Annotated in this window: 14 protein-coding genes and 1 tRNA gene; 11 read left to right on the forward strand and 4 right to left on the reverse strand. The window is 65.4% G+C overall.

Features of this window, described 5'->3' with window-relative positions; genetic code table 11:
• Positions 1–85: 85 nt before the first annotated feature.
• Positions 86–1,426 (reverse strand): esterase-like activity of phytase family protein, encoded by a 1,341-nt coding sequence (locus E8L99_RS01035; protein ID WP_210421788.1) that lies wholly within the window; start codon positions 1,424–1,426, stop codon positions 86–88.
• Positions 1,427–1,618: 192 nt separating this feature from the next.
• Here E8L99_RS01035 and E8L99_RS01040 point away from each other — a divergent pair, with 192 nt between their 5' ends.
• From E8L99_RS01040 to E8L99_RS01050, 3 genes are all read left to right on the forward strand, one after another.
• Positions 1,619–3,043 carry a dihydrolipoyl dehydrogenase family protein gene (locus tag E8L99_RS01040; RefSeq protein WP_252511218.1) on the forward strand — a complete coding sequence of 475 codons (1,425 nt, stop codon included), beginning with the start codon at positions 1,619–1,621 and terminating at the stop codon, positions 3,041–3,043.
• Between the two features lie 31 nt (positions 3,044–3,074).
• Complete coding sequence (locus E8L99_RS01045; RefSeq protein WP_137097810.1) at positions 3,075–4,622, forward strand: sensor histidine kinase; 1,548 nt, start codon at positions 3,075–3,077, stop codon at positions 4,620–4,622.
• A 148-nt stretch (positions 4,623–4,770) separates the two neighbouring features.
• A tRNA-Arg gene (locus E8L99_RS01050) sits at positions 4,771–4,847 on the forward strand.
• A gap of 215 nt (positions 4,848–5,062) precedes the next feature.
• Here E8L99_RS01050 and E8L99_RS01055 read toward each other — a convergent pair.
• Together E8L99_RS01055 and E8L99_RS01060 are read right to left on the reverse strand one after the other, a co-directional pair.
• Positions 5,063–5,356, reverse strand: a complete 294-nt coding sequence (locus E8L99_RS01055) for a YciI family protein (protein WP_137097811.1) — start codon at positions 5,354–5,356, stop codon at positions 5,063–5,065.
• The gene (locus tag E8L99_RS01060; RefSeq protein WP_215907038.1) at positions 5,353–5,946 is read right to left on the reverse strand and encodes a TetR/AcrR family transcriptional regulator; all 594 of its coding nucleotides are present in this window, start codon (positions 5,944–5,946) and stop codon (positions 5,353–5,355) included. Before E8L99_RS01060 ends, E8L99_RS01055 begins: the two co-directional genes overlap by 4 nt.
• A 202-nt stretch (positions 5,947–6,148) precedes the next feature.
• Between E8L99_RS01060 and E8L99_RS01065 the strand changes: the two genes are divergently transcribed.
• From E8L99_RS01065 to E8L99_RS01090, 6 genes are all read left to right on the forward strand, one after another.
• A complete protein-coding gene (locus E8L99_RS01065; protein WP_137097813.1) occupies positions 6,149–7,024 on the forward strand; it encodes an FAD binding domain-containing protein in 876 nt (291 codons plus the stop codon).
• On the forward strand, positions 7,021–7,509 hold the full coding sequence (locus E8L99_RS01070; RefSeq protein WP_137097814.1) for a (2Fe-2S)-binding protein: 489 nt from the start codon (positions 7,021–7,023) through the stop codon (positions 7,507–7,509). Before E8L99_RS01065 ends, E8L99_RS01070 begins: the two co-directional genes overlap by 4 nt.
• Positions 7,509–9,908 (forward strand): xanthine dehydrogenase family protein molybdopterin-binding subunit, encoded by a 2,400-nt coding sequence (locus E8L99_RS01075; RefSeq protein WP_137097815.1) that lies wholly within the window; start codon positions 7,509–7,511, stop codon positions 9,906–9,908. The genes E8L99_RS01070 and E8L99_RS01075 overlap by 1 nt, the downstream gene beginning before the upstream one ends.
• 114 nt (positions 9,909–10,022) lie before the next feature.
• Complete coding sequence (locus E8L99_RS01080; protein ID WP_137097816.1) at positions 10,023–11,123, forward strand: C4-dicarboxylate TRAP transporter substrate-binding protein; 1,101 nt, start codon at positions 10,023–10,025, stop codon at positions 11,121–11,123.
• Positions 11,124–11,207: 84 nt separating this feature from the next.
• Positions 11,208–11,765, forward strand: a complete 558-nt coding sequence (locus E8L99_RS01085) for a TRAP transporter small permease subunit (RefSeq protein WP_137097817.1) — start codon at positions 11,208–11,210, stop codon at positions 11,763–11,765.
• Positions 11,766–11,771: 6 nt separating this feature from the next.
• Positions 11,772–13,091 (forward strand): TRAP transporter large permease, encoded by a 1,320-nt coding sequence (locus E8L99_RS01090; RefSeq protein ID WP_137097818.1) that lies wholly within the window; start codon positions 11,772–11,774, stop codon positions 13,089–13,091.
• A 42-nt stretch (positions 13,092–13,133) separates the two neighbouring features.
• Here E8L99_RS01090 and E8L99_RS01095 read toward each other — a convergent pair whose 3' ends face one another.
• On the reverse strand, positions 13,134–13,577 hold the full coding sequence (locus E8L99_RS01095; protein WP_137097819.1) for an MgtC/SapB family protein: 444 nt from the start codon (positions 13,575–13,577) through the stop codon (positions 13,134–13,136).
• 229 nt (positions 13,578–13,806) lie between these two features.
• On the opposite strand from E8L99_RS01095, the gene E8L99_RS01100 reads away from it, so the two are divergent.
• Together E8L99_RS01100 and E8L99_RS01105 are read left to right on the forward strand one after the other, a co-directional pair.
• Positions 13,807–15,027 (forward strand): CaiB/BaiF CoA transferase family protein, encoded by a 1,221-nt coding sequence (locus E8L99_RS01100; protein ID WP_137097820.1) that lies wholly within the window; start codon positions 13,807–13,809, stop codon positions 15,025–15,027.
• Between the two features lie 12 nt (positions 15,028–15,039).
• Positions 15,040–16,206 (forward strand): acyl-CoA dehydrogenase family protein, encoded by a 1,167-nt coding sequence (locus E8L99_RS01105; RefSeq protein ID WP_137097821.1) that lies wholly within the window; start codon positions 15,040–15,042, stop codon positions 16,204–16,206.
• The last annotated feature ends 53 nt before the right edge of the window (positions 16,207–16,259 follow it).

Consider the following 16,259-nt stretch of genomic DNA (forward strand, 5'->3'; position numbering starts at 1 on the left):
GAATGGGCCTGACCTCAGGCGACAAGTGGCCCCAACGAAAAAGGCCCGGGTCGCGCCGGGCCTTTCCGCATTCAGATGCCTCGCCTCACCGCGCGCGGAGGAATTCCGGCACGCGCAGCAACACCATCTCGTTGTCGTCGGCCTTGTTCGGATCGCGGCTCGACGAGAAGGGCAGGTTGTTGTCGTTGCCGACGATGATGTGATCGGCATCCACCACATCGACATTCTCGATGGTGAAGAACGGGAACTGGAAGTTGCCGCCCGACAGCGGAACGCGCGAACGGTTGTTCGGATCGCGGATCTTCAGGAGATCGATGAAGCCGATCTTGCGCACGGCGCCGCCGGCATTCGCATCGGTCATCTCGATCTTCCAGATGCGCTTGATGCGCGGCAAGGCATGGAAGCAGGTCTCGGCCCGCTGTCCGGCCGGGCAGGCCCGCTCGGCCACACCCTCATTGTCGTCGCGCTCGATGATCAGGCCGGTCGTGGCGTCGATCATGTTGAAATCGCCGATCGACAGGCCGTTCTCGTCGAGGACGTACTTCCAGTGGCGGCCGGTATAACGGCCGGCCTGCACATCGAATTCAAGGATGCGCAGGTACTGCTTGCCATCGACCATCTCCAGGCCGGTGCCGGCCGCGTCGACCAGGGCACCTTCCAGCAGCGGATAGAGGAAGCGACCATCGGGCGAAGCCGCCATGCCCTCGAAACCCTTCGAACGGCGCACGCGGAACTGCACCGGCGTCGACGGCAGGGCCGGCGTGGTGACCGCCGGATGGTCGGGCGAGCGCACGACCTGGCCATCGACCATGGTCTCGAACACGGCTTCCACCTTGCCGGTCATGTCGACCCGGATGAGGAAGGGCCCAAGTTCGTCGCCGATCCAGATCTTGCCGCCGATGATCTGGAAGCTCTCGGTGTCGAAATCGGAGCCGGTCAGGTAGCGCCGTTCGGTGCCCTCGTTGGCGATGCGGAACGGCACCTTCTTGTCGGGATCCGACAGGAAGATGGTCTCGAGACGCTCGAACGTGCCCTTGTCGAAATCGATCCGGTAGCGGTTGAGATAGAGCATCGAATCCGGCGAATTGGCCTTGGAACCGAAGCCATTGTCGGTCAGCACCCAATAGGTGCCGTCCGCCATGCGGCGAATGCCGGAATGGCCCTGCACCGGCTGGCCACGGAACGGCGTGGACAGACCGGTCGGGCGACCGGCTGAACGGCCCATCACGGTGCCCACCTGGTCGACGCGGCCCATGGGGGCCAGGAACTTGCCGGAGGTCTGCAGATCGGCAGGCGCATCCGCTGGCGGCGTCAGCATTGTATTGGCCGGCAGCAGCGCATGACCGGCCAATGTCGCCGGGAATTCCTGTTGGGCGAAGGCGGGAGTGGCCGCAAGCAAAGCGGCGGCAAAGATCAACGGGCGCATCGGGAGCTCCGAAATGAAACAACCGGAGTTCCTTGCGGCTTGGACATGACACATGGGTCACGGCTGGGCGACAATCCGGTTAAGCCATCGCGCGCGATGTCGCAGGCTCGCCGCACCGTCGCGCATGAAACGATCTCGACAGGATCGCCCGACCGGTCGACAAAGCATCATGAGTCTCACCGGGATGAAGCTGTGACCGAATCGCTTTCCGTCGACGTCTGCGTCATCGGCGCCGGATCGGGCGGCCTTACCGTCGCTGCCTTCTGCGCCATGCTCGGCGCGCCCGTCGTCCTCATCGAAAAGGGCGAGATGGGCGGCGATTGCCTGAATGTCGGCTGCGTACCGTCGAAGGCCCTGATCGCGGCGGCCCGGCGCGCCGAGGACATCCGCACAGCGCGCGCCTTCGGCATAGGACCAACAGTTCCGCAGATCGATTTCGCCGCCGTCCAGGCCCATGTCCGCGAGACCGTTGCCACCATCGCGCCAACCGATTCGGTTGCGCGATTCACGGCGCTGGGCGTCCGGGTGATCCGGGGAGCGGCTCGCTTTACCGGGCCGAAGACGGTCGAGGTCGGCGGAACGACGGTCACCGCCCGCCGCTTCGTCATCGCCACCGGCTCCAGTCCGGCAGTCCCAGCCATCGACGGCCTCGATACCGTGCCCTTCCTCACCAACGAGACGATTTTCGGCCTGGCCGAATGTCCGGCTCATCTCGCAGTCCTCGGCGGTGGAGCGGTGGGCCTCGAACTCGCCCAGGCGTTCCGCAGGCTTGGCGCCGCGGTGACCGTGTTCGAGCGCGACCGCATCCTGGCGAAGGAGGATGCGGAAATGACCGATGTGATCAGGCGGCGGCTGATTGCCGATGGCGTCACGATCCACGAGGGCAGCGAGGTCAGCCGCGTCGAGCATGACGGCGCCGATATAAGGGTTCATGCCATCAAGGCTGGCGAGGAGGGCGCGATCGGCGTGAGCCATGTGCTGGTGGCGCTCGGACGCAAGGCGAATGTCGACAATCTCGGCCTGGAGGCGGCCGGCATCGCCTTCACTCCGCGTGGCGTCACCGTCGACAAGGCCCTGCGCACCACCAACAAGCGTGTCTATGCCATTGGCGACGTCACTGGCGAGGCAGGCTTCACCCATGTGGCCGGCTGGCAGGGTTCACTGGTGGCCCAGAACATCCTGTTCCGCCGGCCCATCCGCACCGACCGCACGGCCGTGCCCCGCGTCACCTATACCGACCCCGAACTGGCCCATATCGGACTGTCGGAAGCGGAAGCGCGCGCAACCGATCCCAAGGCCCGTGTGCTGCGCTGGCCCTTTGCCGAGAACGACCGCGCTGTCGCGACGCGCCGGCGAGACGGTCATGTGAAACTGGTTGTCGGCCACAAGGGCGCCATCCTCGGCTGCTCCATTGCCGGTCCTGAGGCTGGCGATCTGATCGCGCCCTATGCGGTTGCAATCGCCAAGGGCATGACGGTGAGCGACCTCTCGGGCATCATCCTGCCCTATCCGACCCTTTCCGAGGCTGGTAAACGCGCCGCCGGTACCTATTTCGTGTCCAGCCTGTCCAACCCCTGGATCGGCCGCATTGTCCGCTTCCTCAGGCGTTTCGGCTGAGGCGAGTGCAACCCCGAGCCGTACGGACCTGATGTCGAAGAAGACGCCGCCCGATCAGACCAGGGGTGCCGCCCCAGCCGGCCAGGACGGCGCGTTCGGCACGGGCGTGATCGATCCGCAAGCGCTGGACGAGGCGGCGCCGAAGCCCTCGCGCGGCATCGGCCTCTCCGGCAAGCTCCTGATCCTCACCGTTCTCTTCGTGATGCTGGCGGAAGTCTTCATCTACGTGCCCTCGATCGCCAATTTTCGGCGGAGCTGGCTCGACGACCGTCTGGCGGCCGGCCGCACCGCTGCCCTGGTTCTGGAGGCAGCCCCCAGCGGCATGGTGCCTGAAGCGCTGGTGCGCGAACTGCTCGACAGCGCGGGCGCGCAGGCCGTGGCGCTGAAGACCGGACCGGCCCGCCGCCTGCTGGCCGTCTCCGACCAGCCACCCATGGTCGATGCCACCGTCGACATGCGCGATCAGACCGCCATGGAGGCGATCTCGGAGGCCTTCGCCACCCTGATGGCGCGCGAGGGCCGGACGATCCGGGTCATGGGCAATGCGCGGCGCGCCGGCGATTTCGTCGAGATCGTCATGGACGAGACACCGCTGAAGAAGGCCATGCTTGCCTTCTCGCGCAACATCCTGGTCCTGTCGCTTTTCATTTCCGGCCTGACTGCGGCGCTCGTCTATGTGACGCTCAACCTGATCTTCGTGCGCCCCATGCGGCGGCTGACCGAGACGATGATCGCCTTCCGCGAGAATCCGGAGGACCTGTCGCGCGCCATCGTGCCGACCGGCCGCAAGGACGAGGTGGGCGTTGCCGAGTTCGAGCTGCAGACCATGCAGCACTCCCTGCACGACATGCTCGCGCAGAAATCGCGGCTGGCCGCCCTCGGCCTCGCGGTGTCCAAGATCAACCATGACCTGCGCAATCTGCTGGCCTCCGTGCAGCTGTTCTCGGACCGCCTCGCCAATATTCCGGACCCGACCGTCCAGCGCTTCGCCCCGAAAATGATCCAGGCGCTCGACCGTGCCATCGCCTTCTGCCAGGCGACGCTCTCCTACGGCCGAGCGCAGGAAGCGCCGCCGCAACGCCTCTCGGTGCCGCTGACCGACCTGGTAGACGACGTCCGCGAGACGATGGGCCTTGGGCCGGAGGCACCGATCGGCTTCGTCAACGCGGTCGCAGGTGACATCTTGGTCGATGCCGACCCTGACCACCTGTTCCGCGTGCTGCTCAATCTTGCCCGCAATGCCCAGCAGGCGCTGGAGACCCGCGCACCCAACGATCCCACCCGCGACCAGATCCGAATCACTGGTCGCCGCGAGGGCTCGGTCGCGGTGATCGAGGTCTCGGATACCGGTCCAGGCCTGCCGGAAAAGGCAAGGGCTCACCTGTTCGATGCGTTCCAGGGTTCGACCCGGCCGGGCGGCACGGGTCTTGGCCTCGCCATAGCCTCCGAACTTGTCCGCGCCCATGGCGGCGCCATCACGCTGGCCGACGGCACGCTCGGCGCGACGTTCCGAATCTCGATACCGGACCGTCCGATCGACCTTGCTGATGCCCGCAAGCGCCAGAAGAAGCGCGCCTGAGGTCGCTGACGCAGGGGCCGAGGGGCCGCGCCGCGCCGTCTGTCGGAATGGATGATTTGTCCCCGCAGATGCTCTTGCAATCCTCGGCGAAACAGCTTAATTGACCGCCTCCCGCCCGACGGCCTCACCGGTTTGTCGAGCGCGGCGCGCGCCCGTAGCTCAGCTGGATAGAGCATCAGACTACGAATCTGAGGGTCAGAGGTTCGAATCCTTTCGGGCGCGCCATTCTTCTCGATGCCATAGCCCATCGCGAGACTAGGCGGAGGATGCCCGCGAGCGCCCACTGCCCATGGTGGCAGGGCGCGTTGGCGCAGCCTCAAACCATCTGTTCTGACGACACTGCCGCGAAACTTGACCTCCGGCTCTGCGCCAACAGGTGAAGCCCAGCGCTTTGGGGCACGGCCTCAAACGCGAGCCGGAAACCCATATCCTGCCCTGCGTCAGCCCTGACGCCGCAGGAACCGCGTGATCGTCACCTGCTGCCAGATCCCGGCCAGGTGGAACGGATCGGCCCGATTGAACGCCTCGACATGGGCCCTGTCCGGCGCCTCCACGAGGAACAGGCTGCCGACCATCGCCTCGCCGTCGTCGCTCATCAGCGGCCCCGACATGACGATCGTCACGCCATGGGCCGACGTGTCGGAAAGGAACGCCTTGTGTGCGTCATAGTTGGCGAGCCGCACAGGCAGCGCACCAGCACGGTCGAGAGCATGGATGGCGAAGAGTGCGCTCATGGCTGGGGTCCTTTCGGCACGCCGGGCAGCGCCGCGACGTCAATGGAGAAACCGGCGAGGAAGCGATCGATTGCCCGTTCGATCACCGGCATGACATCATCCGGCGTCGGCAGATGATAGACGTGGCGGCGGATACCGAGATAGACGATGCCGCCATGGAGGTTCCACAGGTCCTCGACCTCGGGCCGGATCGGACCACGGGCATAGTGGCAGATCTCCTCCATCAACGGCGCCAGCAGCACATCGCGAACATGTTCGAGATAGCGGCGGTTGAGCGCCTCGCCTGCAAGGCCGGCGGCCATGAAGATGCGCATCCACTCATAGGTGAAGATCGCAAGCGTGTATTCGCCGTAGAAGGCAATCATCCGCTCGCGCAAGGGACGCGACCGATCCTTAAGCAGGCCCGGCCAATGCGGTGCCATCCGATCGAGGTAGACGCGGGCAAAAACGGCCTCAAGGAGGTCCGTCTTGCTGCGAAAGTACTGATAGAGCAGCGCTTGCGTGATGCCCGCTCGCTTGGCCAGATCGCGTGTCGTTCCGGCCAGACCAACCTCTGCGAAATAGCCGACGGCGGCCTCGACGATCTGCATGCGCCGTTCCTCCGGCGGGAGCCGTCGTCGTTTCATGCCCGCATCGGGACCATCCGTCATTTCCCGGTGCACTCCCTGCCGGACCGATCGGCCAAAAGCTCTTGACTTCCGGTCCCGGCCTCGTTGATCATTTGATCAATTAAAGAATACGGATCGCGTCGTTGCAAGCCAACGGCAGACGGTCCTGACGGGGAGACGTACCATGAAGTGGCCGGCGATGGGCTATGCCCGCGTCGATAGCCTCGACGGGCTCTGGCGCGCGCTCGACGCCGCCGGTCCCGAGGCCCAGATCCTGGCCGGTGGCCAGAGCCTTCTGGCGACGCTGTCGTTCCGGCTCTCGGAGCCGTCGGGTCTCATCGACATCACCCGGATCGCATCGCTGAAGGGCATAGGCGTGACGGAGGCTGCATTGCGCATCGGCGCGCTGACGCGCCATGCCGACCTTGCCCGCGATCCGCTTGTCGCCCGGCATGCCCCCCTGCTGGCGCAGGCCGCCCCGCTGATCGCCCATCCTGCCATCCGCAACCGCGGCACGATCGGCGGCAGCCTGGCACTGGCCGATCCCGCGGCCGAGCTGCCTGCCTGTGTCGTAGCGCTCGGTGCAACAATCGTGCTGGCCTCGCGTTCCGGCGAACGGCGAGTCGCGGCCAGCGACTTTTTCAAGGGCCTTTTCACGACAGATCTCGAACCCGGCGAGATCGTCGTGGCGGTCGAGGTGCCGGTGGCCACGGCCGCGAGCCGTCAGACCATCGTCGAGGTGACCCGCCGGTCCGGCGACTATGCCATGGCCGGTCTCGCCGCCGTCTTGTCGATCCAGGCCGATGGTGGCGTCGCGGATTGCCGCCTCGTCTTCTTTGGCGTCGGCTCTGGCGCCGAGATCGCACAGGCCGCATCCGCCGCACTGATCGGGCAACAGCTCAGCGATGCCTCCATTGCGGCTGCGAAGGCTGCGCTTGCCGACGACCTCGACCCACCGAGCGACCTGCATGGCGGTCCAGAGCTGAAGCGGCACCTCGCCGGCGTGCTCCTGGCTCGCGCCCTCCGCCCCTTCCTTGCCCGTTCGGAGCAGGCCGCATGAACCGCCGCATCGACGTGAGCTTGACGGTGAACGGCGAGAAGGTCTCGCGCAGCGTCGACACGCGAACCCATCTGATAGACTTCCTGCGCAGCGAACTTGGGCTGACCGGTGCCCACACCGCATGCGAGCACGGCGTCTGCGGGGCCTGCACGGTGCGCGTTGACGGCGATGCGGTGCGGGGCTGCCTGGTCATGGCCGCCAGTCTCGATGGCGCGGTGGTCGAGACCATCGAGGGCCTGTCGGACACAGGCGAAATCCGCGACCTCCAGGCGGCCTTCGTTGCCCGCAACGCCTCTCAGTGCGGCTATTGCACGCCCGGCATGCTGGTGAGCGCAGCCGACATCCTCAAACACGCCCCGAACGCTTCGCGCGACGACATCCGTGAGCACATATCGGGCAATTACTGCCGCTGCACCGGCTATCAGGCCATCGTCGACGCGATCGATGACGTGCTGAAAGCCCGACGCGAGAGCGAGGCTGCCTGATGAACGAGATCGTCACGCCCCGCTCTCTGGGTCTGTCCCGCGAGGATCTGCCCAATTCCTATATTGGCCGCGCCGTGCCGCGCCCCAACGCCCGCAAGCTGGTCGAGGGCCGCGCGACCTATACCGACGACGTCAGCCTGCCCCGGCTGGTTCACGCGGCCTTCCTGCGCTCGCCCCATGCGCATGCCCGGATCGTCTCGATCGACACGAGCGCTGCACTGGACGTGCCAGGCGTCGTGCGCGTCTTCACCGGTGCCGAACTCGCGAAGGTCTGCGATCCCTGGGTCGCCGTGCTCGCGCATCTCAAGGGGATGAAATCGGCGCCGCAATATCCGCTGCCGCTCGAACGCGCCACCTGGCAAGGCGAGGCCGTTGTTGCCGTCGTCGCCGATACGCGCGCTGCCGCCGAGGACGGCGTGGCGGCCCTCGCCGTCTTGTTCGATCCCCTCCCCGCACAGGTGGACATGGAGACGGCGCTCCGTCCGGATGCCGTCATCATCCATCCCGAACTCGGCGACAACCTCGTCTTCACGCGCACGGCCGAAACCGGCGACGTCGCGGCCGCTTTCGCCTCCGCTCACAAGATCGTGGAAGCCACGTTCCACACCGGACGCCATACCGGCGTCACGCTGGAGCCTCGCTCCATCATTGCCGACTACAACCGCGCCGATGGGACATTGACCGTCCATCATTCGACGCAGGCGCCGCATATGATGCAAAACGTCTTCGCGACGCAGTTGCGCATGCCGGAGGGCGACGTCCGCGTCATCTGCAAGGATGTCGGCGGCTCCTACGGCATCAAGGTGCACGTCTATCCCGACGAGATGGCGGTGGCCTGCATGTCGCGGATCATGGGACGGCCGGTGAAGTTCATCGCCGACCGGTTCGAGGCCTTCGGCAGCGACATCCATGCGCGCGACCACCGCATCACGGGGCGGCTCGCCGTCGACGCAGAGGGCCGGTTCCTGGCCTTCGACATCGACGACCTCACCGGCATCGGCCCCTATTCGGTCTATCCCCGCACCAGCGCGGTCGAGGGCAACCAGGTCGTCAACCTGTGCGGCGGCCCTTATGCCTTCGGTGCTTACCGCTGCACCACGACCGTCGTCCTGCAGAACAAGTCGCCGACCTGCCAATATCGCGCTGTCGGCCATCCGATCGCGACAGCGGTAACGGAGGGCCTGGTCGACCTCGCGGCAGAAGCCCTCGGCCTGGATCCGGTCGCCATCCGCCGCAAGAACCTGATCCGTGACGACGCCTATCCCTGCACCTCGCCAGCCGGCATGCGGTTCGAGGGCCTGTCGCACCACGCCTCCCTCGACAAGCTCCTGGACATGGTCCCGTTGGAGCGCATCCGCGCCGACCAGGCCGAGCAACGCAGGAAGGGCGTCTATCGCGGCCTCGGCTTCGCGAGCTTCATCGAGCTGACCAACCCCTCGCCCTTCATGTACGGCATCGGCGGCGCCAAGATTTCCGCGCAGGACGGCTGCACGGTCCGGATGGACCCGGACGGCTCGGTCGTTGCCTTGTCGGGGGTCACCGAGCAGGGGCAGGGCACGGAAGCCATCCTCGCGCAGATCGTCGCCCACGGTGTCGGCGTTCCCGTCGCAAAGGTGAAGGTCGTCACAGGCGACACCCAGACCACGCCCTATGGGGGCGGAACCTGGGCCTGTCGCGGCGCCGGTATCGGCGGTGAAGCGGCCCTCCAGTCGGCCATCGCGCTGAAGGAGCAGATCCTCCAGGTCGCCGGCGCCATGCTGCAGGCTCAGCCATCCAGCCTCGACATCATCATGGGCGAGGTCGTCGACCGGGCCACGGGGCAGTCGCGCATGCCGCTCTCCGAGCTCGGCCGCATCGTCTACTACCGGGGCGATACGCTGCCCAAGGACCTCGCGCGCGAACTCGTCCAGACGCGCCACTACATCACCAAGGAATATCCCTTCGCCTTCACCAACGGCATCCAGGCCAGTTGGCTGGAAGTCGATATCGAGACCGGCATCGTCAAACTGCTCGAGCATTGGTGCGTGGAGGATTGTGGCCGCGTCATCAATCCGATGCTTGTGGACGAGCAGGTGCGGGGCGGCATCGTCCAGGGCATTGGCGGCGCGCTCTACGAGCACTGCATCTACAATAAAGATGGCCAGCTCCTGACCACAACGCTTGCCGACTATCTCGTGCCCATGGCGGCCGAGATGCCCGACATGCATGTCGGGCACGTCGAGACCCCGACCCAGGAATCGCTGCTGGGCGCCAAGGGCGCGGGCGAGGCGGGAACGGCTGGTGCACCGGCCGCCATCATGAACGCCATCAACGACGCCCTCGGCCCTCTGAGCGCCAAGGTCTTCGCCCAGCCCTTCACCCCCGAGAGGATCCTCAAGGCACTCGGCACGATTGCATGACGCCGGCAGATGGGTGCTAGCCTGTCTGCCTGCAGAAAAGGCCGGAGAAACCGGCCGACAAGAACAATGGAAACGCCGGCCCTCACGGGCCCGACCCCAAGAGAGGAACGCCCCATGGCAGACACCACGAAACTGACCAAGAGCAGCCGTCGAACCTTCCTGGCCGGTGCCGCCGGCGCCGCCGCCCTGCCCGTCTTTTCGATCCGCGCTTCGGCCCAGCAGACGCTGAACATCACCATTGCCGCAAGCCACCCGGTCCAGAATTTCTGGGTCTCCATGATGAAGAACGTGTTCCAGCCGGAGGTCGACCGCCTGCTGCGCGACGGGGGCAACCAGGTGAAGATCAACTGGCGCGAGGCCTATGGCGGCACGCTTTACAAGTTCCAGGACACGATGGAGGCGGTTCGCGACAACATCACCGACATCGGTTACGTCGGCTCGCTCTGGGAGGGCTCGACCATGCCCTTGCAGAATGTCAGCTACTTCACGCCGTTCGCCACCGGTGACCACGGCCTGATCGCGCGAACCTTCGACACGCTGAACGAGACCGTTCCGGCCATCAAGGCCAACTGGAACGGCCTGAACATGGTGCCGCTGTCGTCGTTCATCACCGACACCTACCATATCTGGTCGAATTTCCCGGTCCGCACGCTCGACGATCTCCGCAACAAGAAGATCTCCGCGCCGGGAACTTCGGCCAACTGGCTGTCGGGCACAGGGGCAACGCCGGTCGATGGCGCGCTGACCACCTATTACACCGACATCCAGACGGGCGTGTCGGAAGGTGCGTTGTCGTTCTTCGTCGGCATCCTGCCGACCCGCGTCTATGAGGTCGCCAAATATGTGACCAAGTGCGATGTCGGCGCGATGTATGTCGGTGGTATCGCCGCCAACAAGCAGCGTTTCGACCGCTGGCCTGCAGCAGTCCAGAAGGTGATGAACGAAGCGGGCAAGATCACCACCCAGAAGCACATCGAGGACGTCTCCTCGCGCATCGACGCGGCCGAGAAGGAGATGGTGTCGAAGGGGTCGATCATCACGACGCTGTCGGATACCGAGCGCAAGCGCTGGATCTCCGGTCTGCCCAACATCGCCAAGACCTGGGCCGATACGTCGGGGCCTGCGTCGCGCGACGTGCTGAAGGCCTATTTCGCGGCGATCCGCGCTGCCGGCAAGACGCCGGGACGTGACTGGGACCGCGAAGCCTCGGCCTGATCGGGCCTGAAATCCTGGGCGCTGGACCTGCTCCAGCGCCCATTTCCGCTTTCAAGACCACTGGATACTCGGAGAGACGCCGGCATGGCCGACGACATTGACATGGCGGCACTGGAGCGAACGGCACCGCCGGCGCCCTTCGATCCGATAAGGCTTCTGCTGGATGCGCTCGCCGCCATCGGCACGATCTGGACCTTTGGACTGATGCTGCTCATCTGCGCCGATGTCATCGGACGCTCGTTCCTCAGCATGCCGATCACCGGCGTCTCCGAGATCGCAGCCCATTCCATCGTCGGCATCGTCTTTCTGCAGATCGGCGCCACCATCTATTCCAAGCGCATGACGCGCGCCGACTTTCTGATCGAGGGCTTGCTGTACCGAAGCCCTGGCATCGGCCGGTTCATCGAGGCGGTGTTCTTGCTGATCGGTGCGGCCGTCATGGCCTTCGTTGCCTGGGCCGCATGGCCGGGCATGTGGACCTCGTTGGCCACACGCGAATTCTTCGGCGTCCAAGGCCTGTTCACCGTGCCGACCTGGCCGTTCCGCGGGCTGATCATCCTCGGCGGGGCGGCAGGCGCCCTTGCCTATCTCATGTTGTTCGTCGCCGAGATTGCCGGCCGGCGCATACCGGCCAGGGGCTGAGCGACGATGGAAGACGTGACACTTGGTTTCCTGCTGATCGGAGCCATGGTCGGGCTCATCCTGCTCGGCCTGCCGATCGGCCTGTCGCTGATCAGCACCGGCGCGATTGGTGTCTGGCTGATCCGTGACAACGTCGATCTCGCATTCCGCTTCACCGCGCTCGCCACCTATTCGGGCATCCAGGATTATCTCTTCGCGACCATTCCGCTCTTCGTGCTGATGGGCCTGCTCGTCAGCATTTCCGATGTCGGCAAGGACACGTTCGCCGTGGCCCAGGCGGCGCTGCACCGGATACGCGGCGGTCTCGGAATGGCGACGGTTGCTGCCAACGCGGTATTTGCCGCCGTCACCGGTGTGTCGATCGCATCGGCCGCTGTCTTCACCAAGGTCGCGGTGCCGGAAATGGTCCGCCATGGCTACACGATGAAATTCGCGTCCGGCACGGTCGCGGGGTCATCGATCCTCGGGATGCTGATCCCGCCGAGCCTGCTGATGATCGTCTATGGCGTTCTGTCCGAGGTATCCATCGGCAAGATGTTTGTCGCCGGCGTCATTCCGGGTGTCATCATCGCCATCGGCTTTGCCGTGATGATCTGGGTCTATGCCACGGTCTGGCCGCACAAGATCTTCGTCGATCCGGGCAAGCCCGAGGACACTGGCGGGCCGGTCATGGGCATCCGCGAGATGCTCGCGAAATCGGTTCCCATCGGCTGTCTGGTCGTCCTCATCCTCGGCGGTCTCTATACCGGCTTCTTCACGCCGACCGAGGCCGGTGCCGTCGGTGCGGCCGGCGCCCTGGTCATCGCCCTCGTCAGGCGACGTCTCGACTGGCCGAAATTCTGGCGCGTGCTGAAGGAATCCGGGCTCGTCTCGGCCTCGATCCTTTTCCTGCTCATCGCGGCGAGCCTTTATTCCCGGATGCTGTCCATGGCTGGCGTACCCAATGCCATTGGTGATTTCGTCCAGCATCTGGGCCTCGGCCCCTACGGCTTTCTGTTCGCCTTCGTCATCGTGATCCTGCTGATGGGCATGATCCTGGATTCCACCTCGATCCTCCTGATCATGGTACCGATCGGCGCCCCGATCGCGTCATCGATGGGGTTCGACCTGATCCATTTCGGCATTGTCACCATCATTGCCGTCGAGATGGGACTGCTGACGCCGCCCTTTGGCATCTCGGTCTTCACGGTCAAAGCCACGCTCGGCGATCCCAGCGTGAAGATCGAGACGATCTTCGCCGGCTCCATGCCCTATGTGACCGTCATGGCGATCGCACTGCTTTTCATCGCGCTGTTCCCACCGCTCTCCACGCTTCTGGTGCGCTAGCCGCCCTCCTGGTCGGCTTCGCCCTGCCCCTCGCCTGACACGCTAGTCCTCGGACTTTGCCGCTTCTGCCTTCAGCGGCGTGAGCCATTTCAGGGTCATCACCGTGAACACCGCGATGACGGTTGCCACGGCATAGGAACCGAGACCGACCGCAGTACCGATGGCGCCAGTCGCCCACAGGCTGGCCGCTGTCGCCGTGCCCTTGACCGAATCCTTGAGCTTGAGGATCGCGCCGCCGCCGATGAAGCCGACACCGGTGATCAGGCCCTCGACGATCTTGGCCATGGCGTCCGGATGCTCGCCATAGCGCGCCTCCGCGGCCTGGATGAATCCGCAGCACGCGATGGCAACCAGCGGAAAGGTCCGCAGACCGGCGCTGCGTTCCTCCTGCTCCCGGTCCCAGCCGATCGGCAGCGCCAGGATATAGGCGCCGAGCAAGGCCGCCAGATGCGGCAGGAAGGCTTGAAGGTCGAAGTAGTTTGTCATGATGCCGCCTGTGACGATGCGGGCTGCAACGCGTCAGGGCCCGACCGGGTTCCCCCATGCGGCATCGTGTCGGCCGCGGTGCGGCCCAAGCCAGCGGCCGAAAACACGGGGAGCAGACGAGTGCCTCCTCTCAGCATCGGCCCAATAGCCTATCGGGCGCCCTTCGATCATTGTGTATCACGGGCGCCTCGGCGGTAACGCGCCGACGGCATGCGAGGGAATGCGAGACATGGGGCCACTCGAAGGGATCAGGATCGTCGACCTGACATCCGTGCTCATGGGGCCGTCCGCCAGCCAGATGCTCGGCGACATGGGCGCCGAGATCATCAAGGTGGAGGCCCCCGACGGCGACGTGATCCGCCAGATCGGCCCGATGAAGAACCCCGGAATGGGGCCGATCTTCCTCAATGCCAACCGGTCCAAGCGCAGCATCTGCCTCGACCTGAAGAGCCCGGCGGGGCTGGAGGCCCTCAAGCTGCTGATCGCACGCGCCGACGTGCTGATGTACAATATCCGGCCCAAGGCCATGGAACGCCTGGGGCTTGGCTATGAGGCGGTCGCGGCGATCAATCCCCGGATAATCTATGCCGGCCTGTTCGGCTTCGCCCAGAACGGCCCCTATGCCGCTGATCCCGCCTATGACGACCTGATCCAGGGCGGATCGACGCTGTCGTCGCTTATCGCCAAGGCCGGCGACGGCACGCCGCGCTATGTGCCGACCGCCGTCGCCGACCGGATGGTTGGCCTCACCGCCGCAGGCGTGATCTGCGCCACCCTGGTCAACCAGCAACGCACCGGCATTGGCCAGCGCGTCGATATCCCGATGTTCGAGACCATGGTGTCGACCGTGCTCGGCGACCATCTCGGCGGTCTGACCTTCGATCCCCCCCTCGACCGGGGCGGCTATTCCCGGCAATTGTCACCGCAGCGCCGGCCCTACCGCACCCGCGACGGCTATGTCTGCGCGCTCGTCTACACAGACAAGCACTGGACCAACTTCCTCGGCGCCATCGGCATGCCGGACCTGCCAATCCAGGATCCGCGCTTCGCCGGTTTCGCCAACCGGATCGCCAATATCGACTTCGTCTATGGCGAGCTCTCGTCCTGGTTCGAGGCCCGCACCACAGACGAATGGCTGGCGCTGCTGCGCAAGGCGGACGTGCCGGTCATGCCGATGCACGATTTCGACAGCGTGCTCGCCGACCCGCACCTCGTCGCGACCGATTTCTTCCAGATGATGGATCATCCGACCGAAGGCCGGTTGCGCTCCATGCGCATGGGCGCGACCTGGTCCGGCACACCGACCGAGACCGCCCGCCTCGCTCCCCGTCTCGGCGAACACGGACGCGACGTGCTGGCCGAGGCCGGCATGGCGGGCGACGAGATCGAGCGCCTTGTTGCGGCGGGCGTGCTGGTCATTCCCGACGGTTCCCGCAACGATCCCCTGTGACGGAGCACCCGGATGGACTTTGCCCTCACCAAGGACCAGCAAGCCATTCGCGAGGCCGTGGCTGGCATCTGCTCGCGCTTTGGCGATGAGTACTGGCTGGAGCGTGACCGCAAGGGCGGCTTTCCCGAGGACTTCTTCCAGGCCCTTGCGGCTGCTGGCTGGCTCGGCATCTGTATCCCCGAGGAATATGGCGGCTCCGGCCTCGGCATCACCGACGCGGCGGTCATGATGCAGGCGATCTCCCAGTCGGGAGCCGGCATGTCGGGGGCATCCGCCGTCCATATCAATGTCTTCGGTCTGCATCCCGTCGTCGTCTTCGGCAATGACGAGCAGAAGCAGCGCATCCTGCCGCCCATGGTGCAGGGCCGCGAAAAGACCTGCTTCGCGGTCACCGAGCCCAATACCGGCCTCAACACCACGCAGCTGAAGACCCGCGCGGTCCGCAAGGGCGATCGCTATGTCGTCGATGGCCAGAAGGTCTGGATCTCGACCGCGCAGGTCGCCGACCGCATGCTGCTCCTGGCGCGCACCACGCCCCTGGACGAGGTCACCAAGCCGACGCTCGGGCTGTCGCTGTTCTGCACGCCGTTCGACCGGACGAAGATCAAGGTCCACGAGATCGAGAAGATGGGCCGCAAGGCCGTCGATTCAAACGAGCTGTTCATCGAGGGGCTGGAGGTGCCCGTCGAAGACCGCATCGGCGAGGAAGGGCGCGGCTTCGAATACATCCTCCATGGCATGAATCCGGAGCGGATCCTGATCGCCGCCGAAGCCGTCGGCCTCGGCAAGCTGGCGCTTTCCCGCGCCACCGCCTATGCGCGGGACCGGATCGTGTTCAACCGCCCGATCGGCCAGAATCAGGCCATCCAGCATCCGCTTGCCAAGAACTGGATGGAGCTCGAAGCCGCCGAACTGATGATCATGAAGGCGGCCTGGGAATATGATTCCGGCCTGCCCTGCGGCGCCTCCGCCAATGCCGCCAAATATCTGGCGGGCGAGGCCGGTTTCGATGCCTGCCAGCAGGCGATCATGACCCATGGCGGCTTCGGCTATGCCAAGGAATATCACGTGGAGCGCTACCTGCGCGAGGCGCTGATCCCGCGCATCGCCCCCATCAGCCCGCAGCTCATCCTGAGCTTCATTGCCGAGCGCGTGCTGGGACTGCCGAAGTCCTACTGAGCCGGCTCAGATGGTTGCCGCATACCAGCACTGCCCTTGCATGGCATGGCCGT

Origin of the sequence: Phreatobacter aquaticus, from assembly GCF_005160265.1 — a bacterium.
Taxonomy (GTDB): Bacteria; Pseudomonadota; Alphaproteobacteria; order Rhizobiales; family Phreatobacteraceae; genus Phreatobacter; species Phreatobacter aquaticus.